Origin of the sequence: Spinactinospora alkalitolerans (genome assembly GCF_013408795.1) — a bacterium.
In the GTDB taxonomy this organism is placed as follows: Bacteria; Actinomycetota; Actinomycetes; order Streptosporangiales; family Streptosporangiaceae; genus Spinactinospora; species Spinactinospora alkalitolerans.
The window spans coordinates 6,106,423-6,127,442 of sequence record NZ_JACCCC010000001.1 but is presented as its reverse complement, the minus strand read 5'-3'; the positions used below and the strand labels follow the sequence as shown (position 1 = coordinate 6,127,442).

Here is a 21,020-nt window from a genome sequence, read left to right as displayed (position 1 = left end):
CTGGTGGAAGAGGTCTCACCGCAAGACCTCGGTCTCCACCGGAAGGGCCCCGCTGGTTGCCCGCCGTGCCACGCCTGATGCGCCGAGGGACCGGGGCCGGGGGCTTTCACGCGAGCGCCTCCGGCATCGTGCAGCCGCTGTTCGGAGGGTCTGCGCTTCTCGCGCGCCCAGTGGGCGGACTCCGACGGCTCCGGTTCTCGGCGGAGTGATCCGGTCCGTGTGTTTCCAGGTCACGTCTGGGTAGCAGCCGGCAGACACACGCCAGGAGGGTTTTTCTGTGAGCATCGAGCTGTCGACTACGGAAGCGGCCGACTTCAGCGAGGGCGAGCTCTACTTCGTGGGCAACGCCACGACGCTGATCCGCTACGCCGGGTTCTCCATCCTGACCGACCCGGCTTTCCTGCACGCCGGGGAACACGTGCACCTGGGGCACGGAGCGTACGCGCGCCGCGAGGTCGAGCCGGCATGCCAGATCTCCGAGCTGCCTCCCGTGGACCTCGTGGTCCTCTCGCACCACCACGGCGACCACTTCGACGATGTGGCGGCGCGGGAGCTCGACAAGAACCTGCCGATCATCACCAACGACCACGCGGTGCGCCTGTTGGGTGAGCAGGGGTTCAACCGGGGGTACGCGCTCGACACATGGGAATCGCAGGAGGTGACCAAAGGCGACGCCAGACTCAGGGTGACCTCGATGCCCGGCAAGCACGCGCCTGACCACGTGGCGGGACTGCTCCCTCCGACAATGGGCAGCATGCTGGACTTCCAGCAGGGTGCGGACCGCCGCTTCCGCCTCTACATCAGCGGCGACACGCTGCTGCACGAGCGGCTGTACGACATCCCCCGCCACTACCCGGGCGTCGACTTGGCGCTGGTGCACGCGGGCGGAACGACACTGCTGGGCACGGTGGTGACCATGACGGGAGAGCAGGCGGTGAGGTGCGTGGAGATCATCGGGCCGAGGACGGCGGTCCCCATCCACTACAACGACTTCTCGGTGTTCCAGTCGGGGCTTGAGGACTTCCAGCGCGCTGCCGCTCGATCGTCTGGGAGCACCGAGTTCCACTATGTCTCCCACGGTGACACCTACCGCTTCCGCCCCGGCGTGTGAGCGCACCACGGCGCACCCGCACGTTTCACCGGCATCGCGGCGGAAGGCACACGGCCGTAGCAGGCCTTGTGGGAGGCGCGGGCCAGAGCGGCCGATGCGGGCCGCGTCGCCAAACCGGCGCAGCGCGCGGGCACCGCCCGGCCGTGGCACGACAGCGCACGCCGACCCGTGATCCGGAGCGCAGAAAAACCGGTATACGGGCGTGCTGACTCGGGGACCGGGACCGTTGATGTCACGGAAGTTCGCGGGAACACGGGAATTTGTCGGCGGTGTTTCGTAAAATCCGTCACGGGCTCCTTTGCCGGTGCCCTTCGACGCGGCCGGGTCCGAATGCCTTTCATGATCCGCGCTTTTTCCGTCGAAGGCGCACGACCCCGGTCCGGGGTCTGTTCCGGTCGGCCGGCGGGAGGGCCGGACCGCCACCGGGGCCCCGCGCAGGCCGGGAGGGGGCCGGATGGACGACAGCGAGGCAGCGCTCGACGGCGGCGGGCCGTCGGCGCGCGGACGGCCCGAGAACGGCCGGTCACCGCGGGCAGAAAGAAAGCGGTCCGTAATTCGGCGCTTTCTTTCCGCGCTTTTCGCCCTATTCGTCACCCTGCTTCTTCTCGGTGCCGCGGGCGTGGTCCTCTCCGTGTCCGTACTGCCCCGGGTCACCGGGGCCCAGGCGCTGATCGTCCTGAGCGGGAGCATGGAGCCGTCGATCCCCGTGGGCTCGGTCGTCATCGCCCGGCCCGTCGATCCCGCCGCCGTCGAGGTCGGCGACGTCATCACGTTCGAGCACGGCGACCCGGCGCAGACCGACTCCTTCGACCCGGAGCTCACGCCCCTGGTCACGCACCGGGTCGTCGAGGTCGAGGAGACGGGGGAGGGGAGCCTCCTCCACACCCGGGGCGACGCCAACGACGTCCCCGACGACCCGCCCGTTCCCGCCGCCGACGTCCGCGGCGAGGTCTGGTACCACATCCCCTACTTCGGCTACGCCCAGCAGGCGATGGAGCAGGGGCCCACGCTGATGTACGTGCTGGCGGGGATACTGCTCGTCTTCGGCCTGTGGCTGCTCGGCGTCGCCCTGAGCGACGACGGCGACGACGAGGACGGCGGCGGTGACGACGACGAGGACGGCGGCGAGGCGGTCGGCGCCGGCGAACCGGAAGCCCGGCCGGCCGCGACCCCGCCGCGGGCGGGCACCCGGCCGCCCGGCGGCTGACCGAGATCCCGGCCGAACACCCCCGTCCTTAAGGAACACCTCGCCGTGCGCAAACTCGCCCTGGAAACCGTGGCCCTGCTGTCGGTGGTCGTCGCCGCCGCGGTGACGCTGCACCACATCGAGGCCGGACCGACCGGGATCACCGCGCAACTGCCCGCGATGCTCGCGATGTTCGCCTCCGGCGGCGCCGCGTTCGCCGCGCTCGTCGCGGAGTTCACCGCCCGGACCGCCGATCAGCCCGCGCTGCGCAGGATCGCGGCCGCCATGATCGTCTACGCGGTGATCGTCGTCCCCGCGACGGCCGCGGGGTCGGCCAACGCGGTGGACACCATCGTCGTCTCGGCCGCTCGGCACACCGCCAGCCTCGCCACCGTGGGGCTGCTGCTGGCCTCGCTGGCCAGGTTCGACCGCCCGCACCCGTGGCCGCTGCCCGGGTTCCGCGGCCCGGTCACCGGAACGCGCGGGACGGTCGTGGCCGTGGCGGCCACCGCGGCCGTGGCCCTGGTGGCCGCGGCCGTGCCGCAGTTCGGCTACCCCGTGGTCACCTCGCGGTTCCTCGTGGTGGGGATCGTGCTGTTCTGGCTGAACGGCGGGGTGGCGCTGATCGTGGCCGGGCTGGTGCGGCGGCGTCGGCTGTGGGTGTGGACCGGGTTCGGCATGATCAGCATCATCGGCGGCAACGTGCCGCGGGTGCTGGAGTGGGAGCCGATCCTCTCCTCCCCGATGCTGGTGCCGGGGATGCGGCTCCTCGGCCTGGCCCTCATCCTGTGCGCGCTGCTCCGGGCCGCGCTGCAGACCCATCAGCAGCTCGTCCTCGACCAGGAGCGGCTCCGCGACGCCCAGGCCGAGGCGTCGCGGGTGCAGGAGCGGATGTCGGAGCAGGCGCACGAGCTCCGCAACGCCCTCGCCGGTGTGGACGGGGCCGCCCAACTGCTGGCCATGGACCCGCAGGACGGCGCCGACATCGACCGCACCGCCCTGCGCGCCGCCATGTCCGCCGAGCTGGACCGCATGCGCGCCATGCTGGAGACCGACCCGTCGCGGCGGCCCAATCGGCGGGTGCGGCTGAAGGCGCTGCTGGAGCAGCTCGTGCTGATCCGGCGGACCACCGGGATGGCGATCGAGTTCGCCGCCGAGGAGGACCTGACCGTCGACGTGCCGCCGGAGATCGTCGCCCAGGTCGTCACCAACGTCCTGGCCAACTGCGAGCGCCACGCCCCGGGGGCGCGGGTGTGGGTGGAGGCTTACCGGCTCGGCGACCGGGCGCGGATCCAGGTGCAGGACGACGGCCCCGGGGTCCCGGCGGGCAAGGAGGAGGAGATGCTGCGGCGCGGCGCGAAGGGTGGAGCGTCCGTGGGGCAGGGCATCGGGCTGCACGTCTGCCGGCAGGTCCTGGACCGGTACGGCGGGCGGCTGCGCCTGGCGCCCGCGATCCCGGAGCGGCCGGGCTGCACGGTCATCGTGGACCTTCCCGTCGAGGCGCCCGAGCCGCAGGGGCAGACGCTGCGCGCCCGCCGCAGCCACCGCGGCTCCCGGGTCCGCTGGGTCGGCAGCCGCCGTTCCCCGTCCGAGGCGGCGTCAACGTCAACGAGTACCGGAGGTGGCCATGTCGATCACTGACGAGCGCGCGGAGGACGACGACGGCGGCGAGGCGAGGACCGCCCGCTGTCCGAACGTGCTGATCGTGGACGACCACGAACTTCTCAGCACCACCATGGAGCTCGCGCTCAGAGCCCAAGGCATCGCGGCGGTCCGGGCACCGGTGCTCGGCGCCGACGCCGTCCGGCGCAGCGCGGCCGACCTGGCCCCCGGCCTGGTCCTGCTCGACCTCGACCTGGGGACCGGCGCGGAGGGGGAGTCGCTGGACGGCGTCCCGCTGGCGCGGGAGTTCCACGCCGACGGCTGGCTGGTGCTGATCCTGACCGGGACGACGGGGCGGGACCGCATCGCCGCGGCGGTCGCGGCCGGCGCCATCGGCTGGATGCCGAAGTCCGCGCCGTTCCCGGACCTGATCCAGACCATCCTGGACGCCGTCGCCGGCCGTCCGGTGATGAGCGGGCAGGAGCGCGAGCGTCTGATGACCGAGCACCGGGACGCGGTGGCGCGGCGGCGCGCGGAGAGCCGCCTCATGGGCCTGCTCACCGCCCGCGAGCACGAGATCCTCGACGCGCTGGTGGACGGCAGGCGGGCCGCGGCCATCGCCGCGGATTCCTTCGTCGCCATCTCCACGGTCCGCTCCCAGATCCGCTCCATCCTGGCCAAGCTGGAGGTGACCTCCCAGTTGGAGGCCGTCGCCCTGGCCCGTTCCCTGCGCCGGTGACCGCCCGGGGCCGCGCCGCGTTTCGGTGTCCGCCGCGCGGTTAGGGGGTCGGGTGGAGGGAGGGAGCATGGGACGTGCCAAACCCCCGAGGGGCAGCCATGACCGGCCCTACAGCGCGCTGAACCTGCGGCTGCTGATGGCGGTGATCGGCGTCGTCGTCTGCATCGCCCTCGGTGCGATCGCCCTCACCGCCGACTTCACCGTCCTGGCGGTCTTCCTCTGGGTGCTCGCCGTGGTGGGGGTGGTCGACATCGTGGTCGTCCTCAGGCGCCGACGGCAGCGGGGACCCGGCCACGGTTCGCTCTTCGAATGACCGGACGGCCGATGAAGGAGGAGGAGCATGTCCGAGCCTCTGGGCCACGAACCCGAACCCGAGCACACCGACGACCGCGGGTTCGCGCCCGTGCTGCGCGACGAGGACGAACCGCAGGCCAGCGACCGCGCCCGCGCGCAGGGCCGCAAGGTCACCGGCACCGGCGTCCCGACGCCGGTGCCGGCCGACGGCGGTTCCGAGGCCCGTTCCGACCTGGAGGGCCCGCCCTGCGACGACTCCGAGCCGGCCCTCGACCGGGACCCGGACTGACCGATCGGAGCCCGCGGACTTTTCGGCGATCTTGGCCTGATGGACTCTTGGAACGTTTGAATAACGCCCGCAAGGTCAGGATCGCCGAGGGAACCACCGCAGAACGGACATGTGCGCCCGCCCGGATCCATCCGGCTCCCGCGGACCTCTGCAGGAGGCCGGGGACGGCGGGCGTCCGGTTCGATCTGCGGGTTTGGGGTAGCCGCCCGCGCATGAGACTGGGAGAACGGATTCACCGGATCGAGCGGGCCAAGGGCCTGGACCGGGTCGCGGGCGCTATGAAGCGGGTGGTGGACGCCGTCCCGGAGGGGCGGTTCCGCGACGTGCTGCACGGCGTCCAACTCGGTCATCCGATGCACCCGCTGATGGTGCAGGTGCCCATCGGGGCGTGGCTGTCGGCCGCCGTCCTCGACTGCTTCCCCGGAACCGAGCGCTCCGCGCGGCGGCTGGTCAACACCGGCATCATCGCCGCCGTCCCGGCGATGGCGGCCGGGGCGGCGGACTGGTCGCGCCAGCACGAGCGGCACCAGCGGGTCGGGGTCGTGCACGCCGCGGCCAACAACGTGGCGCTGATGCTGTACGGCGCGTCCTCGATGGCGCGCTCGCGCGGCAGGCACGGCTGGGGCAAGGCGCTGGGCGCGGCCGGGCTCGGGGCGGTCGGCGTCGGCGGCATGCTCGGGGCGCACATCGCCTACCACCTGGCCGGCGGCGCCAACCGCGCCGACTACGTGACGGACCGGATGCCGTCGGAGTGGCACGACATCGGCATGCTGACGGAGTTCCCCGAGGAGACGCCGATGCACGGCGTGCTCGGCGACACCCCGCTGGTCATCGTCCGTTCGGGCGGCGAGGTGCACGTCATGGCCGAGATCTGCTCGCACATGAGCGGGCCGCTGTCCAAGGGCGAGGTCTCCGACGACTGCATCACCTGCCCGTGGCACGGCAGCACGTTCCGGCTGGCCGACGGCGGCGTGGTCAGCGGCCCGGCCACCGCTTCGCAGCCGGTGCTGGAGACCCGCGTGCGCGACGGGGTGGTGAGCGTGCGCCGCCCCGAGAGCGGCGCGCTGGTGCCCCCGCCGCGCTCCGAGGCGGCCGGTGCGGGCAGTGAGCAGGAGAAGCAGCCGACGACAGGGAGAGCACGTGGTTGAGTCAACGCGCACCGCACCGACGGCGGCGACGGCGGCGGAGGTGCCGTCGGTGCGGGAGGCGAGCGGCGACCTGACGGTGGTCGACCCGCGCGACGGGACGCTCGTGGGGCGCCTGCCCGCGGCGACCGCCGCCGACGTCGACGCGGCCCTCGACCGCGCCCGCCGCGCCCGCGCGCAATGGGCGCGCACGCCCGCGGCCGAGCGCGGCGCCGCGCTGCGGACGATCGCGCGGGTCCTGCGCGACAACGAGGAGAACCTCGCCCGGCTGAACAGCCGCGAGACCGGGCGGCCGCTCGCGGAGGCGCGGGAGGGCGTCGAGGCCGGAGCCGGGACGCTGGAGCAGTACGCCGAGATCGGCCCGCTGCACCGCGGGCGCAGCCTGGTCGGGGACTGGAGCGCCACCGATGTGATGGTGGCCGAGCCGCGCGGGGTCGTGGTCGCGCTGACGCCGTGGAACGACCCGGTCGCGGTGAGCTGCGGACTCGTCGGCGCGGCGCTGGCCACGGGCAACACGGTCGTCTACAAGGCGAGCGAGCGGGCGCCGCACACCGGCGCACTGTTCGCCGAGATCGTCGCGGCGGGACTGCCCCAAGGGGTGCTGACCGGCCTGACGGGGGGCGGCGAGGTCGGCGTCGCGCTGGCGGAGGATCCGCGGGCCGATGTGGTCGCGCACGTCGGCAGCACCGCCGCCGGCGCGTCGATCCGGGCGGCGACGGCGCGGACGGGGGCCAAGGCGCTGCTGGAGAACGGCGGGAACGACCCGCTGGTCGTGGACGCCGACGTCGACCCGGTGTGGGCCGCGGAGCAGGCGGCGCTGGGCTCGTTCGCCAACAGCGGGCAGATCTGCACGTCGGTGGAGCGGATCTACGTGCACCGGGCGGTCGCGGACCGGTTCGTCGAGGCGCTCGTCGAGCAGGCGGCCCGCCGGGTCCCCGAGTCGGCCGCGGCCGGGGAGATCGCGATGGGGCCGCTGGTGGACCGGCGGCACCGGGAGGCGGTGCACGCCCACGTGGAGCAGGCCGTGCAGGCCGGGGCCACGTGCCTGATCGGCGGTGAGATGCCGGGCGGGCTGAGCGCCTATTACCCGGCGACGGTCCTCACCGGGTGCACCGACGGGATGGCCGTGATGCGGGAGGAGACCTTCGGCCCGGTCGCCCCGGTGCAGGTGGTCGACGGGTTCGACCAGGGCCTGGCCGAGGCGGTGCGGGACCGCTACGGCCTGGCCGCGACGGTGCTCACGGCGTCGATGGAGCACGCCCAGCGGGCCTGCCGGGAACTGCCGGTGGGCACCGTCAAGGTCAACGCCGTCTTCGGCGGGGCCCCCGGCGGCGCGGCCCAGCCCCGCGGCGCCAGCGGGCAGGGGTTCGGCTACGGACCCGAGCTCATGGACGAGATGACGACCGTGAAGGTCCTCCACATGGGGCTGCCCAAACAACTCGGGTGACGCCGATATTTCGGCTCTGACCAGCATGGACGTGTGATACAACCCACGGCGCGAAACCGTGTGGAAACGGCCTCCGATGTTGTCTTACCAGTGGCCGCCCCGATCGGGGCGGCCACCGGTGTGGCCGAAGAAGGAGACAGCACGTGTTCCAGGCGACCTTGCCCCGCGACATCGCAGAGCAGGTTCTTCGCGTTCCCGAAGTCGTCGCCGTGGTCCCGTGCCCCCGCGCCACGGGCGCCGCGGCCGACGGCGAAGCCCCGCTGGAGATCCACGTCCGCGCTCGCCGGGACCGCCCCCTGCCCGTGGTCGCCGCGGCGATCCAGGCCGTCCTGGCCGAGTCCGGGCACAGGATCACCGTCCGCCTCGACCCGGTCGACGAGATCGTCGAGTGGCCGCTGTAGGTCCGGTGTAGGTCCGGCGGTTCAGGAGCTCCAGGGGTTCACCGGGACGGTTCCGATCCGGTGGCCGCGGTGGTCGAGCAGGTGACCCATGAGCTTCATCGGCTGCAGGACGGTCGCCCGGTCGCCGATGAGGATGCCGGGCAGGCGCTCGGCGAGGCGGGCCTCGAACCGCTGGGCGTCGCCGACCGAGCGGATCCACGCCGTGATCATCAGGTTGTACCGCCCCGACACCCCGACGCACAGCCGGACCTCCCGCATCCCCGAGACGATCGGGGTGATCTTGGCCATGTCGCCCGACGCGACCCGCACCCACAGGGTCATGGCCACCGGCCACTCCGACAGGGACCGGGCGATCTCGCAGCGGGCCGTCAGGACTCGGCCCGCCGGCATGCGCCCGACGCGGCGCCGCGCGGAATCGGGGCCGGTCACGGTCACGGCGGCGAGGTCGGCGTAGGGCGCCCTGCCGTCCTCGGCCAGCGCGACCGCGAGAGCGCGGTCGACCGCGTCCGGGGCGAAGGGGGCCGCCACGCGCGAGGAGGAGCGGTCCCGGGTGAGCCGGGACCGCTGCCGGCCGTCGTGGTCGCGACCGCCTCCTTGCAGGATCGCGACGGTGCCGGATCACCGCGGTCCAGTTCCTCGCCGCCGCGATCTCGGTCCCGGTGTTCGGCCGCCTCGGCGACCTCTACGGGCACCGCCGCATGCTGCGGGTCTCGCTCGTCAGCGTCACGGTGGGCAGCGTGCTCGTCGCCGTGGCGCCGAACCTGACCGTGCCGCTGATCGGCCGCGCCCCGCTCCTTCCGCGCCGATCTTGACCTTATGGGTCCTAAAAACGTTGCAATAACCCCCGCAAGGTCAAGATCGACGAGCGGCGCCCCGAGCGTCGCGGCCGCCTCCCTGAGGGCTGTCTCCGCGCGACCCTGTGGGAGCGCTCTCAATTTCAGGCCCTTGGTCCTTGTGCCGACCCGGAGCGAATAGTAAGTTCTCTTAACAAATACAAAGGGTGACGAACTCAACCTCTTCCGTCGCCGCAGCGTGCCGGGTGAAGGGCCATCGGCCCGGCCGCCCGGCACCGTGGCGACACCCCGGGTCCGCCGACCCGGCCCCCGCTACCCCCACCAGGGCGCCGCCCGGCCCGTGTCACCCCGCTGCGACGCCCGTCGCGCGGGCCGCCGACGTCCGGATCAGGAAGAACATGAGTGCAGGAAGATCCCGACACCGACGCAGGACCTCCCGCAGGCTCCTCCCGGCGCTGATGTCCACGACCGCGGTCGCCGCGGCGGGGCTGCTCGCCGTGGGCGTGCTGGGTGCGCCGTCCGAGGGGGTGCCCCAGACGAACGCCGAGCCGGTGGCGCAGACCGCGGCGGCCCCGGTGTGGTCCGACGAGTTCGACGGCCCCGCCGGGACCCCTCCCGACCCGGCCAAGTGGAATCTGGAGGTCAACGGCGACGGCGGCGGCAACAACGAGCTGCAGTACTACACCGACAGCACCGACAACGCCGCCCACGACGGCAACGGCCACATGGTCATCACCGCCCGCAAGGGCAACCCCGCCGGCTACCAGTGCCACTACGGGCCGTGCGAGTACACCTCGGCCCGCATGAACACGGCGGGCAAGTTCACCCAGGCCTACGGCAGGTTCGAGGCCCGCATCAAGATCCCGCGCGGCCAGGGGATCTGGCCGGCCTTCTGGATGCTGGGCGACAACTTCGGCTCGGTCGGCTGGCCCGACAGCGGCGAGATCGACATCATGGAGAACGTCGGCCACGAGCCGAGCACCGTGCACGGCACCCTGCACGGCCCCGGCTACTCGGGCGGCAACCCGATCACCGGCTCCTACCGGCACCCCAGCGGGGGAGCGTTCGCCGACGGCTTCCACACCTACGCGGTGGAGTGGGACCCCGACTCGATCACCTGGTTCGTCGACGGCGTCGCCTACCAGACGTTCACCCCCGCTGACACCCGCGGCAACCCGTGGGTCTACGACCACCCGTTCTTCATGATCCTGAACGTGGCCGTCGGCGGCAACTGGCCCGGCTCGCCGGACGCCTCCACCTCCTTCCCGCAGCAGATGGTGATCGACTACGTCCGCGTCTACGACCAGGGTTCGGGCGGCGGCGACAACGGCGGCGGATCCGGGGCGACCGGGGCCATCACCGGCATCGGCGGGATGTGCGTCGACGTGGCGGGCGCCGGAACCGCCGACGGCACGCCCATCCAACTGCACCACTGCAACGGCGGGCCCGCCCAGAGCTGGACGATGGGCGCCGACGGCACCGTCCGCGCGCTCGGCAAGTGCCTGGACGTGTCGGGGGCCGGTACGGCCGACGGCACGCCGGTCCAGTTGTGGGACTGCAACGGCACGGCGGCCCAGCAGTGGGTCTACACCGAGGCCCGCGACCTGGTGAACCCCAACGCCGACAAGTGCCTGGACGCCACCGGGAACTCCTCGGCCGACGGCACCCGGCTGCAGATCTGGACCTGTGCCGGCACCGCCAACCAGAAGTGGAACGCCCCGGTCTGACCGGCGTCTCCACGGCCCCGGCCGCCGCTCCCCCTCCCCGAGCGGCGTCCGGGGTCTTTTCCGACCATGGGGCCCGGTGGACAGGCCCCGGGCCGGCCGAGCGCTGCGGGCGATCACGTCCGGCGCCGCATCAGCCGGGAAGGGACGTTCTCCGTCCCGAGGAATCGGACGCGGAAGGTCGGCGCTCCCCCTGGACGCCGTCGATCGCGTCGCGGACGCGCATCCAGTCGGTGACGACCGCTCGGGAGAGGGCGTCGTCCGGCCCCCGTCCGGCGACCGCGTGATCGGCGATCTCCCGCAGCCAGGCCTCGGCCGCTCGGTGATCGCGCGCCTGTTCCAGGATCGCGCCGATGCGCCGGCCGATCTCCAGGGCCTCCCGGCCGCGCGGCTCGGCCGCGTAGCGGTCGGTGTAGAGATCGCGGAGAGCGTCGGCCGCGGCGGTCATTTCACCGAGTAGTGCCAGGCAGTCGGCGATCTGGCGCCTGCAGTCGACGACGGGTTCGGAACCGGAGCCGAAGTACTCGACCGCCTGGGGGAGCAGCTCCTCGTACTGCCGCAGGGCGTCGCGGTGGTCCCGTGCGCTCACGGCCAGCCCCGCACGCTGCCACAGCAGGCGGAGCCGTTCGCGTTCCGGCAGGTCGGCGCCGTCGATCGCCTTGGTCAGGACTTCCGCGGCCTGGGTGTAGCGTTCGGCCCTCCTCAGCCGCTCGGCCTCGGCGAGCAACGCCGCCGGATCGGCCGCGGGAGCGCTCGGCGCCTGCCGGGCGGGCGCCGTAGCGGCGCCGCCGACACGTGCGCGGACGGCCCGTTTGGGCATCGGGGCCATCGGCCGGAGGTACGGCCGCGTCGGGTCGTGGAGCGGCCTGGTCGGCTCGTCGCCCGTCCCGGGAAGGAGCGGTTCCAGCCGCCGGTACACGGAGTGGGCGTCGTCGGGACGGTCGTCCGGCCGTTTGGCGAGGAGGTCGCCGACGAGGCGCTCGAGTTCCGCCGGAACACCGTCGCGCAGCGCTCCCACCGGTTCGGGAATGGAGTTGACCTGCTGGTGCGTGATGGACGCGACCGTGCGCCCGGTGAGGGCGGGCGCTCGGTCAGGAGCTCGTACATCAGGCAGCCGAGCGAGTACAGGTCACTGCGCGGGGTCGCCGGCTTGTCCTCCAACTGCTCGGGGGCCATGTAGTGGGGCGTTCCCGGTACCACGCCCATGGTGAGTCGGGTGGTCCCGGGGTCGAGGACGGCGGCGATCCCGAAATCCAGGAGCTTCAGTGATCCGTCCGGACCGAGGATGATGTTGCCGGGCTTCAGGTCGCGGTGGACCAGGGACCGATCGTGCGCCGCGGCGAGGATCGAGGCGAGTTGGGCCGTGATCGAGGCGACCCACGGGACGGGCATGGGGGCCTCTTCGGCGATCACATCGCTGAGCAGGTGGCCTTCGATGAACTGCATCACCAGGAACAGGGTGTCCTCGTGCACGCCGGTGTCGTACACGGCGGGGACACCGGGATATTCGACCCTGGCGGTCGCCCGCGTCTCCCGGTGGAACCGTCTCTCTCCGACGTCGTCGCCCCGGTCGGTTTCCGGCAGGGTGTCCCTGCGCAGCAGTTTCACCGCGACCTTGCGGTCGAGGCCGCGGTCGTAGGCCTCCCACACCTCGCCCATCCCGCCGCGGCCGACGAACGCGGTCAGTTCGTAGCGATCGGCGATGACGACGCGCTCTGCGCTCACGTCCGTCCTCTTTCGTTGCCGGTCCGTGTCCCGCGGTGAGGTCCTCTCCTCTCCCCGCGGTTCCCCGCCGCGGGCGCGGAGGAACCCGCGCGGCTACCCCCAGTCCTTCTGCGCGCGGCGCGCGGCTTCGGAGTCGATGAGGTCACGCAGGTCCCGTCTGTTGTTGTAGGCGCGGAAGAGTTCGGCGTCCTCGGGATCGGCCTGGACCCTGGCCAGGAACCGCTTGCGGAACGGTGCGATGAAGAGCCGCTTGAAGTCCTCCGGCGATGCCTTGGCCGCGGCCTTCTTCAACCGGGGCGTCTGCTCCGCCACGTCGACGATCGGTCCGTCGATGTGCTCTTGGCGCAGGCCGAGTCCGTACATGTCGTTGATCTCGGCGATGACATCGGACAGCCGGCCCGTCTCCGGGGTGCGCTCGCCACCGGGCCCGCGCTCGTCGACCGTGAAGCCGCCGAGGGTCCCGGGCTCTTCGGCGGAGAGCCTGATGCGCTGCTCGCTCGACTTGACGGGGCGGTACTCGGCGACCTCGGTCCGGGACAGGTCGATTCCCCGCTCCTCGGCCCGGCGCGGCAGCCGACCCAGCAGGATCCCGCCGAAGCGGTACAGGCCGCGTAGGTCCGCGTCCTCGCTCACCCACTTGGCGATGAGCTGCAGGAAACCGTAGCCGCGCTGGTAGCCGTCGAGTCTGCCGCGGAACTTCTCGGCGGCCGTGCCGTCGTGCCCGATCAGCTCCCCGAACCGCTCCAGGGCCGGTCCGGTCAACCGGACCATGTCGGCGTGGGCGGGGGTGTCCTCCCCCGGGAGGCAGAGCCGGTCGAACTCCGCGATCTCGTCGCGGTCGAGCACGTCGGAGGCCAGGAGTTCGCTGTGCCTCTCGTAGAGGAGGTTCGGATCGACCTCGTCGGCCAGCGTGGTGGAGTAGTAGTCCTGGAAGGCGGCGGCGATCTCGTCGGCTGTGTTGCGGAAGTCGAGGATGAACAGGTCGTTCTGGCTCTTGTGCGGGTGCGTGCGGTTCAGCCGGGACAGCGTCTGCACCGCCTGGACGCCGCCGAGCTTCTTGTCCACGTACATCGTGGTGAGCAGTGGCTGGTCGAAGCCGGTCTGGTATTTGTCGGCCACGACGAGGACGCGGTACTCGTCCTTCGCGCCGCCGGTGCCGTGCGGGTCATCGGCCCGGGTGTAGCCGAACGCCGCGGGGAGCCTCTGCTCGCTGAAGCCGTTGACCCTGCTTTCGGTCAGCTGCTGCCCGTCGAGTCTCAGTTCCCCGGAGAACGCGACGAGCGCGCGGCAGTCCTCCCAGCGGAGCTCCTTGCGGCGTTTCTCGATGGCCCGGTGCAGCAGCACCGCGTGTCTGCGGCTGCCGGTGACGACCATGGCCTTGGAGCGTCCGCCCATCTGCGGCGCGATGTAGCGGTGGAAGTGCCGCACGATGAGGTCGGCGAGTTCCCGGATGCGCACGTCGCTGACGTCGACCATCCGCATCAGGGCTGCCTTGGCCTTCTTCACGTCGACCTCGGGGTCCTCGGGGCCGGTGGTGTCCTGGACGGCCTTGTTGACCAGCTGGAAGCTGCGGTCGTAGGTGATGTAGCGGCTGAGGACGTCCAGGATGAAGCCCTCGTCGACGGCCTGGTGCATCGAGTAGAGGTGGAAGGGCCCCATCGTGCCGTCGTCGCGCTTGACCCCGAACAGGTTGAGCGTCTTCTTCTTGGGGGTGGCGGTGAAGGCGAAGAACGACAGGTTCGGGTAGGCGCGTTCGGCGAGCGGGTCGGCGGCTTCGGGGACGCCGTCGTCCTCGGCGGCCGTGTCGGCGTCGTCCTCGCCGCTGTCGCTGAGCGCGGCTCGGACCTTCTTCGAGGTCGTGCCGCTCTGGGAGGAGTGCGCCTCGTCGGCGATGATGGCGCAGCGCAGTCCCGGGAGCTCCTTCATCAGCTTCAGCGCGTAGGGGAACGTCTGCAGGGTGACCGTGACGATCCGGGTGGTGGAGTCCTGCAGGGCATCGAGTAGACCGGCGGACTTGCCGCCGTCGTCACCGGTGACGGCCTTGAACGCGCCCCTGGTCCGGACGAAGTTCTTGACGGTCGCGCTGAGCTGGTCGTTGAGGACGGTCCGGTCGGTGACGACGAGGATCTTGTCGAACACGGGGACGTCGGGCCCGATCCCGCGCGCCCGCCCTTCCAGCTTCTTCCGGTCCGAAAGCGTGTGCAGGTCGACCAGGCGCAGTGCGAGCCAGGCGATGGTGTTGGACTTGCCGGAGCCGGCCGAGTGCTGGGCCAGGTAGTTCTCGCCGCTGCCGTGCCGCGCCGCGTGCTTCGTGATCTCGCGCACGGCGTGCCACTGGTGGAAGCGGGGGAAGATCAGCGTCGTCCCGCCGTTCTCCTCCTCCGAAAGGAAGCGCTGCAGGATCTCCATGAAGGCGTCCCGCTCCAGCACCTCGCGCCACAGGTAGGCGGTGGGGTAGCTGCCCTCGCTCTTCTCGACGTTCTTGCGGTTGCCCTTGCCGCCGACCTTGCTGGGGCCGTTGGAGCCCTGGTTGAACGGGAGGAACACGGTCTTCCGGCGGGCGAGCCGGGTGGTCATGTGCACCTCGTCGGTGTCGACGGCGAAGTGCACGAGCGCCCGCTTGGTGAACAGCTTCTCCCTCGGGTCCCGGTCCTCGCGGTACTGCCGCATCGCGTGCGCGACGGTCTGCCCGGTGGGCGGGTTCTTCAACTCGGCGGTGGCCACGGGGAGGCCGTTGACGAAGAACGCCAGGTCGAGGGAGTTGCCGTTGTGCGCGGAGTAGCGGAGTTGCGGGGTGACGCTGAGGATGTTCTCCCGGTAGTGGGCCAGGGCGTCGGTCGCCTCGGCGCCTTCGGGCTTGAAGTGGGCGAGTTCGAGGTCGACTCCCTGGTCCTTGACGCCGTTGCGCAGGACGTCCAGGACGCCGCGCTTGTCGAGCTGGTCGGTGATCCGCTTCAGGACGCCGCGCTGGAGGTCGGCCTCCCCGCCGTAGGCGGCCCTGAGCCGGTCCATCCGCTTGCGCTGGGAGGGCTTGCCGAGGAACTCGAAGAGCCGGGCGGTGTCCACGGCGCGCTCGACGTCGTAGCCGCCGTCCTGCTCGACGACCCGCCAGCCCCCCACCCTTGCGAGGTCCGCGACGATCGCGTTCTCGAACCGGGATTCGAAGTACGCGGGGACGGTCGAGCTCATATGGGCGGCTCCCGGTGGCTCATGGTGCCGGGGGTCACGTCCAGTATGCCGACGGGAGGCGATCCCCGCGCGGCGAATGCGACGTATCAGGGCATACGAGGACCGGCCGGTGGGGAGCGCCGCGAGGCGGTGCGGACGCGCATCGGGTTCCGGTCTCGGCCCTATAGGAAAAATGAGCCAATGACCTGGGAAAGCAGGGAGTCGCCACCACTCGCCGGGAAAGAATCCGGATTCCCCGAAGATTTTTCGGGTGACGTGTCGATCCCGGCGTCTCCCGTTCGACGCGTTGGTGAAGGCAGGGGTCGGCCGGTCGGAACCGTCCGCCGGACCGTCCGCCGGACCGGCCGCCGGGCCGGCCGATCGACCTGATCGGGCAGATGGAACAGAAGGAGACACGACGATGCGGTTCATGATTCTGGTCAAGGCCGACGACGACAGCGAGGCGGGCGTCCCCCCGTCCCAGGAGCTCATCGAGGAGATGGGCCGGTACAACGAGGAGCTGGTCAACGCCGGTGTCCTGCTCGCCGGCGAAGGGCTCCACCCGAGCTCGAACGGTGCGCGCGTCAACTTCTCCGGGGACGGCCGGACCGTGGTCGACGGCCCCTTCGCCGAGACCAAGGAACTGATCGCCGGCTTCTGGATGATCGACGTGAAGTCGATGGACGAGGCGATCGAGTGGGCCAAGCGCTGCCCCAACCCCACCGGTGAGGAGTCCGTGCTGGAGATCCGCAAGGTGTTCGAGGACACGGACTTCGAGAACGCGACCGAGGAGCAGATCGCCCGCGAACAGCGCCTGCGCGACCGGATCGCGGAGTCCTGACGTCCGGCGCCCCGGCGCTCTGACGGTCCGGTGCCGCGGTGTCCGGGCACCGCGGCGTCCAGACGGATCGGAGCCCCGACGGCACCGCCGCGGCCGCCCACGGCCGCGGAGACACCACGACCACGGCACCTCCGGCCTCCCTTGCGGGGCGAGGTCGGAGGTGCTGTGATTGGTCGTTGTGACGGGTTCCGACACCCACCGCACGATCGACGCGGTCTGGAGGATCGAGTCGGCGAGGCTCATCGCCGGTCTCGCCCGGATCGTGCACGACGTCGGCCTCGCCGAGGAGCTCGCACAGGACGCGCTGGTCGCCGCGCTCGAACGGTGGCCGGAGACGGGTGTCCCGGACAACCCCGGCGCCTGGCTCATGGCCACGGCCAAGCACCGCGCGGTCGACCTGCTGCGCCGGAACAAGCGCCTTGAACACAAGCTCGAGGAGATCGGCCGCGACGTCGAGAGTCGGCAGGACGGCGCGCCGGGCTTCGACGCGGTCCTCGACGACGACGCCATCGAGGACGATCTGCTGCGGCTCGTCTTCACGGCCTGCCACCCGGTTCTGTCCACCGAGGCGCGGGTCGCGCTCACGCTGCGCCTGCTCGGCGGCCTGACCACCGGCGAGATCGCGCGGGCGTTCCTCGCCGCGGAGCCGACCGTCGCCCAGCGGATCGTCCGGGCCAAACGCACCCTCGCCAAGGCCGAGGTCCCCTTCGAGGTGCCGCCGAGGGCCGAGCTCGCCGACCGCCTGTCGTCGGTGCTGGAGGTCGTCTACCTCGTGTTCAACGAGGGCTACGCCGCGACGGCGGGCGACGACTGGATGCGGCCCGCGCTCTGCGAGGAGGCGCTGCGCCTCGGCCGCGTCCTGGCCGGGCTCATGCCCAAGGAAGCGGAGGTGCACGGCCTCGTCGGGCTGATGGAGATCCAGGCGTCGCGCACGCGCGCGCGGACCGGCCCGTCCGGCGAGCCCGTCCTACTGCTCGACCAGGACCGCGCCCGCTGGGACCGACTCCTCATCCGCCGCGGCCTTGCGGCCCTCGACCGCGCCGAGGAGCTCACCGGCCGGCCCGGCCCCTACGCGCTGCAGGCCGCGATCGCCGCCTGCCACGCGCGGGCGCGCACCCCGGAGGAGACGGACTGGGCGCGCATCGCCGCGCTCTACGCCGCGCTGGCCCGGCGCACGCCCTCCCCCGTCGTGGAGCTGAACCGCGCGGCCGCGCTCGCGATGGCGTTCGGCCCGGCCGTGGGCCTGGAACTCGCCGACGAGCTGGCCGCGGAGCCGTCGCTCAAGGACTACCACCTGCTGCCGAGCGTGCGCGGCGACCTCCTCGCCAAGCTCGACCGCTTCGACGAGGCTCGGGAGGAGTTCGAGCGCGCCGCGTCGCTAACCCGCAACGAGCGCGAACGCGCGCTGCTCCTCGACCGCGCCGCCGCCTGCGGACGCGCGACGGCGTCGCCGTAGCCGCCGCCGTGGGCGCCGACCCCGGCTCACCCGCTGGGCTGCTCGTCGACCTGGATGTCGAAGTTGACGTCGCTGCCTTCGACGGTGGTCGTGGTGACCGTCATCCCGTAGGTCGCGCCGTCGGCGGTGAGCTCGCAGCGGATCTCGGCGCCGACCTCGGCCGGCAGGTCCTCGGGGCAGGTCACGTTGTCCGGCGCCTGCCCGACCTGCTCTTCGAGCATCGCGGCGGACTCGTCGGCCACGGTCTGCCCGTCCACGCTCGATCCGCCGACGCTGAAGTTGAAGCTGCAGGCCCCCGCCGACATCAGCGCCAGTGCCCCCAGCCCGATGGCGGCCCCTCGCCGAATCCCCGCGTTCATGTTCGATGTCCCCTCTCCCGCCCGGTTCCGTCCGGACGGCTGTTGCCGGTACCGGCAGGTTGGACGGCCGGGGGCGTCGCGCGGGTTCCGTGGTGCGGTGAGACCACCCGCGGTCACCCGGGAGGAGAGCGGGGAGGAGCGGGGAGGGCGGGCGATGCGGTGCACCCGCACTCGGGGTGACGGCCCGGGCGGGCGGAGGTCCACCATCTGGTGGCCCCTGGCCTCAATGCCGTTCGGTTAGGTGTTGCGCGATATTCGTCGAGGCGGTTGTGGGTCCGTTGCTTCCTTGGTCGGAGTCTGCGGGGTCGCGCTGACAGCAGCTCTCCCAGGTCGCCACGGGCCCGGCCAAGGCCTGGAGGCGATCCCCGCCTTCCCCCGTCAACGATCTGGCCTTGGAATCCTCCGATGCCGGAACGCTCACCCGCCCCTGCCCCCGCCCGGCCCCGGCGCGGGAGGCCGCGCGCGGCATGGTCGGCGGCGGGCGCCGTTCCGCTGCTGGTCGCCGCCTGGCTGTCTACGGCTCGAGGCCGTTCGCGAGCCTGCCCGACTGCGCGGAGCTGTTCCCGGAGAGCGGACTCGCGGATGTCCCCGGGGTCGGAGGCGGCGGCTTCGAGCAGTCGGACAGGGAAGAGAGCGGCGAGGGACTCGCGGAGTCGACCCGCTGCACCGCGGAGGGCGGCGTGACCGGCGGCCCGATCGGCGGCCCGCTGGAGATCTCGGTCAGGCGGAATCCGCCGATGAACGACTACGCCGCTACGCGGGACGGCGTCGCCGACCTGCGGGAGGCCCTGGAGGGAAGCCTGCCCGCGGACACGGGGACACCGGTCGCCCTCGGCCCCGACGACCCGGCCGACGCAGACAGCGGGGGCGTGGTCCGCAAGCGCGAACTCGCCGCGGGCGGCGGCGGGTCCGCCGCCGCGGTGACCGGGAGCGGGCCGGAACGCAGGAACTCACCAGCGCGAGGTTCAGCGACCGCAACGTCCGCGTCACCGTCCTGCCGATCTCGGCCCGCAGCGGGAACTGGACGTCGCCGCCGACATCGCGATGACGGTCGGCGGCAACCTCACCCGGCACGCCTGGACGTGGTGGTGGCACCGGCTGCCTGCCTGCCTGCCTGCCTGCACCGCGCCGCCGCCGAGCCGGGGAGGGTGGTGGGCGGTGCGCCGGAGCCGCCGACGAACCGGAACCGCGGGTGGGATCCACCGGACCCGCCCGGACTCGCCGGATCGCCGATCGGCGCGCGGGGAGAGGCCCTGGGGGAGGATGAGCAGCGGGCACGGGGACGGGACGGCGGGGACGGGACGCGATGCTTCGGGACGTGGCGCGCCGGGTGGCGCGGGGTGAGACGACGGCTGTGGAGACCACCGCGGCCGCGCTCGACCGGATCGCCGAGCGGGACGGCCGGCTGCGGGCGTTCTGCGAGGTGTGGCCGGAGCAGGCGACGCGCGCGGCGCGCCGGGTCGATGAGGCGGTGTCCGGCGGCGCGGCCCTTCCGCTCGCGGGCGTGCCGATCGCCGTCAAGGCCTGGGGCGGCACCGGATCGGAGATCGCCCGCAGGCTGGTCGCGGCCGGGTGCGTGCCGGTCGGGTCGGCGTCGGCGCCCGGTCCGGGAACGATCTGGCAGACGTGGGGATGCACCGACCGCGGGCCGACCGCGAACCCGTGGTGCGCCGAGCGGGTGCCGGGCGGGTCGTCGGCGGGGTCGGCCGCCGCCGTCGCCGCGGGCATGGTGCCGCTGGCCACCGGCGGCGACAGCGCCGGGTCCGTCCGCATCCCGGCGGCGTGGTGCGGCGTGGTGGGGATGAAACCGACGAACGCGCTGCTGCCCACCGCGCGCGGTGACGGGCTGGGTGCGCTGGGCCCGATCACCGCGGACGCCGACGACCTGGCCGCCGTCCTCGACGTGCTGTTCCCCGATGCGGGGGGACGCTACTCGCGGACCCTGCGGGACCTGCGGACGCTGCGGGCCCGGTGGGTTCGGCGTGATGACCTGCGGGACGCGCCGATCCGGCCGCGCCTGAGCGCCGTCTGGTCGGCGACGCTGGGGTTCGCCGACCCCGATCCGCGGGTCGCCGCCGTCGCCCGCTCCGCGGCCGAGCGGCTCGCCGCAGCGGGGGCCGTGGACCTGCGGGAGGAGCCGGACGTCGAACTCCTCGATCCGGCGCGCGCGTGGACGGCGCTGCGCTCGGGGCCCGACCCGGAGGCGGAGGCCGTCCGGGCGGAGAACGACCGCAGGCTGGGCCGGGTGTTCGAGCGGGTGGACCTGATCCTGACGCCGACGGTGCCCCATCCGCCGCACGGCCACGACGGCCCGGGAGAGCTGCTGAACACCACCCTGACGTGGGCGTTCAACGTGAGCGGCCATCCGGCGCTGAGCGTCCCTGCGGGCCTCGCCGACGATGGCCTCCCGGTGGGCCTGCAGCTCGTCGCCGCCCACGGCCGCGACCCCGTCCTCCCGGCGACCGCGGCCGCTCTGCCCGCCCCGCTCGGGACGCCGCCGTCCTGCGACGGGCGGGCCGACGAATGGGAACGGCCTAGAGCTCGCCGCGCTTGACGGCGGTGAGGAACGCCGACCACTCGGGCGCGGCGAGGGAGAGGTGCCCGGCCTCGGGGTTCTTGGAGTCGCGCAGGGCGACGGAGGAGGGGAGAGGAGCCCTCGAATCCTCGGTCGCCGCAATCGCTCCGGTTGTCTTTCGGTCCTGGATGCGTCTATTTCGGGTCTTCCATCGGCCGATCAGT

At 72.5% G+C, this 21,020-nt stretch carries 20 protein-coding genes; 14 read left to right on the top strand and 6 right to left on the bottom strand.

Annotation, left to right across the window (positions count from 1 at the left end; genetic code table 11):
- Nucleotides 1-277: 277 nt before the first annotated feature.
- The 9 genes from HDA32_RS27365 (at nt 278) to HDA32_RS27325 (ending at nt 8,214) form a co-directional block, all read left to right on the top strand.
- Nucleotides 278-1,111, top strand: coding sequence for an MBL fold metallo-hydrolase (locus HDA32_RS27365; RefSeq protein WP_179645890.1), 834 nt, complete (start codon nt 278-280; stop codon nt 1,109-1,111).
- Between the two features lie 454 nt (nt 1,112-1,565).
- Nucleotides 1,566-2,318: a signal peptidase I gene (locus HDA32_RS27360; RefSeq protein WP_179645889.1), complete on the top strand. Its 753-nt coding sequence runs from the start codon at nt 1,566-1,568 to the stop codon at nt 2,316-2,318.
- Nucleotides 2,319-2,363: 45 nt separating this feature from the next.
- Nucleotides 2,364-3,938, top strand: a complete 1,575-nt coding sequence (locus tag HDA32_RS27355) for a sensor histidine kinase (RefSeq protein WP_179645888.1) — start codon at nt 2,364-2,366, stop codon at nt 3,936-3,938.
- Nucleotides 3,925-4,638, top strand: coding sequence for a helix-turn-helix transcriptional regulator (locus HDA32_RS27350; RefSeq protein WP_179645887.1), 714 nt, complete (start codon nt 3,925-3,927; stop codon nt 4,636-4,638). The genes HDA32_RS27355 and HDA32_RS27350 overlap by 14 nt, the downstream gene beginning before the upstream one ends.
- Before the next feature lie 67 nt (nt 4,639-4,705).
- Entirely contained in the window at nt 4,706-4,951 is a 246-nt protein-coding gene (locus HDA32_RS27345) for a DUF6343 family protein (protein WP_179645886.1), read from the top strand.
- 27 nt (nt 4,952-4,978) lie between these two features.
- A complete protein-coding gene (locus tag HDA32_RS27340) occupies nt 4,979-5,221 on the top strand; it encodes a hypothetical protein (protein ID WP_179645885.1) in 243 nt (80 codons plus the stop codon).
- Nucleotides 5,222-5,433: 212 nt separating this feature from the next.
- Nucleotides 5,434-6,369: a Rieske (2Fe-2S) protein gene (locus HDA32_RS27335; protein WP_179645884.1), complete on the top strand. Its 936-nt coding sequence runs from the start codon at nt 5,434-5,436 to the stop codon at nt 6,367-6,369.
- Nucleotides 6,362-7,813, top strand: a complete 1,452-nt coding sequence (locus HDA32_RS27330) for an aldehyde dehydrogenase family protein (RefSeq protein ID WP_218882623.1) — start codon at nt 6,362-6,364, stop codon at nt 7,811-7,813. The genes HDA32_RS27335 and HDA32_RS27330 overlap by 8 nt, the downstream gene beginning before the upstream one ends.
- Nucleotides 7,814-7,956: 143 nt before the next feature.
- Nucleotides 7,957-8,214 (top strand): hypothetical protein, encoded by a 258-nt coding sequence (locus HDA32_RS27325; RefSeq protein ID WP_179645883.1) that lies wholly within the window; start codon nt 7,957-7,959, stop codon nt 8,212-8,214.
- 21 nt (nt 8,215-8,235) lie between these two features.
- On the opposite strand, the gene HDA32_RS27320 is transcribed toward HDA32_RS27325, so the two are convergent.
- Nucleotides 8,236-8,742: an Lrp/AsnC family transcriptional regulator gene (locus HDA32_RS27320; RefSeq protein ID WP_179645882.1), complete on the bottom strand. Its 507-nt coding sequence runs from the start codon at nt 8,740-8,742 to the stop codon at nt 8,236-8,238.
- A 131-nt stretch (nt 8,743-8,873) separates the two neighbouring features.
- Between HDA32_RS27320 and HDA32_RS27315 the strand changes: the two genes are divergently transcribed.
- Nucleotides 8,874-9,026 carry a hypothetical protein gene (locus HDA32_RS27315; protein ID WP_312863351.1) on the top strand — a complete coding sequence of 51 codons (153 nt, stop codon included), beginning with the start codon at nt 8,874-8,876 and terminating at the stop codon, nt 9,024-9,026.
- A 440-nt stretch (nt 9,027-9,466) separates the two neighbouring features.
- Nucleotides 9,467-10,735: a glycoside hydrolase family 16 protein gene (locus HDA32_RS27310; protein WP_218882622.1), complete on the top strand. Its 1,269-nt coding sequence runs from the start codon at nt 9,467-9,469 to the stop codon at nt 10,733-10,735.
- Between the two features lie 130 nt (nt 10,736-10,865).
- On the opposite strand, the gene HDA32_RS27305 is transcribed toward HDA32_RS27310, so the two are convergent.
- The 3 genes from HDA32_RS27305 to HDA32_RS27295 form a co-directional block, all read right to left on the bottom strand.
- Nucleotides 10,866-11,459, bottom strand: coding sequence for a hypothetical protein (locus HDA32_RS27305; protein WP_179645880.1), 594 nt, complete (start codon nt 11,457-11,459; stop codon nt 10,866-10,868).
- The gene (locus tag HDA32_RS27300; RefSeq protein ID WP_179645879.1) at nt 11,435-12,457 is read right to left on the bottom strand and encodes a serine/threonine-protein kinase; all 1,023 of its coding nucleotides are present in this window, start codon (nt 12,455-12,457) and stop codon (nt 11,435-11,437) included. The genes HDA32_RS27305 and HDA32_RS27300 overlap by 25 nt, the downstream gene beginning before the upstream one ends.
- 93 nt (nt 12,458-12,550) lie before the next feature.
- Nucleotides 12,551-15,646, bottom strand: coding sequence for a type I restriction endonuclease subunit R (locus HDA32_RS27295; protein WP_179645878.1), 3,096 nt, complete (start codon nt 15,644-15,646; stop codon nt 12,551-12,553).
- A 400-nt stretch (nt 15,647-16,046) separates the two neighbouring features.
- Between HDA32_RS27295 and HDA32_RS27290 the strand changes: the two genes are divergently transcribed.
- On the top strand, nt 16,047-16,466 hold the full coding sequence (locus HDA32_RS27290) for a YciI family protein (RefSeq protein WP_179645877.1): 420 nt from the start codon (nt 16,047-16,049) through the stop codon (nt 16,464-16,466).
- Nucleotides 16,467-16,644: 178 nt separating this feature from the next.
- The gene (locus tag HDA32_RS27285) at nt 16,645-17,922 is read left to right on the top strand and encodes an RNA polymerase sigma factor (RefSeq protein WP_179646993.1); all 1,278 of its coding nucleotides are present in this window, start codon (nt 16,645-16,647) and stop codon (nt 17,920-17,922) included.
- A 26-nt stretch (nt 17,923-17,948) separates the two neighbouring features.
- Here HDA32_RS27285 and HDA32_RS27280 read toward each other — a convergent pair whose 3' ends face one another.
- Nucleotides 17,949-18,281: a DUF4333 domain-containing protein gene (locus HDA32_RS27280; RefSeq protein WP_179645876.1), complete on the bottom strand. Its 333-nt coding sequence runs from the start codon at nt 18,279-18,281 to the stop codon at nt 17,949-17,951.
- Nucleotides 18,282-19,587: 1,306 nt separating this feature from the next.
- Between HDA32_RS27280 and HDA32_RS27275 the strand changes: the two genes are divergently transcribed.
- Nucleotides 19,588-20,835, top strand: a complete 1,248-nt coding sequence (locus HDA32_RS27275) for an amidase family protein (protein WP_179645875.1) — start codon at nt 19,588-19,590, stop codon at nt 20,833-20,835.
- Here HDA32_RS27275 and HDA32_RS31165 read toward each other — a convergent pair.
- Nucleotides 20,816-20,911, bottom strand: coding sequence for a DUF397 domain-containing protein (locus tag HDA32_RS31165; protein WP_246335295.1), 96 nt, complete (start codon nt 20,909-20,911; stop codon nt 20,816-20,818). The genes HDA32_RS27275 and HDA32_RS31165 overlap by 20 nt on opposite strands.
- Nucleotides 20,912-21,020: the final 109 nt, after the last annotated feature.

Excerpts from the sequence above, each read along its gene's own strand:
- HDA32_RS27275 (WP_179645875.1), top strand. The coding sequence starts at position 19,588 with ATGCTTCGGGACGTGGCGCGCCGGGTGGCGCGGGGTGAGACGACGGCT.
- HDA32_RS27350 (WP_179645887.1), top strand. The coding sequence starts at position 3,925 with ATGTCGATCACTGACGAGCGCGCGGAGGACGACGACGGCGGCGAGGCG.
- HDA32_RS27310 (WP_218882622.1), top strand. The coding sequence starts at position 9,467 with ATGTCCACGACCGCGGTCGCCGCGGCGGGGCTGCTCGCCGTGGGCGTG.
- HDA32_RS27295 (WP_179645878.1), bottom strand. The coding sequence starts at position 15,646 with ATGAGCTCGACCGTCCCCGCGTACTTCGAATCCCGGTTCGAGAACGCG.
- HDA32_RS27360 (WP_179645889.1), top strand. The coding sequence starts at position 1,566 with ATGGACGACAGCGAGGCAGCGCTCGACGGCGGCGGGCCGTCGGCGCGC.
- HDA32_RS27335 (WP_179645884.1), top strand. The coding sequence starts at position 5,434 with ATGAGACTGGGAGAACGGATTCACCGGATCGAGCGGGCCAAGGGCCTG.
- HDA32_RS27340 (WP_179645885.1), top strand. The coding sequence starts at position 4,979 with ATGTCCGAGCCTCTGGGCCACGAACCCGAACCCGAGCACACCGACGAC.
- HDA32_RS27290 (WP_179645877.1), top strand. The coding sequence starts at position 16,047 with ATGCGGTTCATGATTCTGGTCAAGGCCGACGACGACAGCGAGGCGGGC.
- HDA32_RS27345 (WP_179645886.1), top strand. The coding sequence starts at position 4,706 with ATGGGACGTGCCAAACCCCCGAGGGGCAGCCATGACCGGCCCTACAGC.
- HDA32_RS27280 (WP_179645876.1), bottom strand. The coding sequence starts at position 18,281 with ATGAACGCGGGGATTCGGCGAGGGGCCGCCATCGGGCTGGGGGCACTG.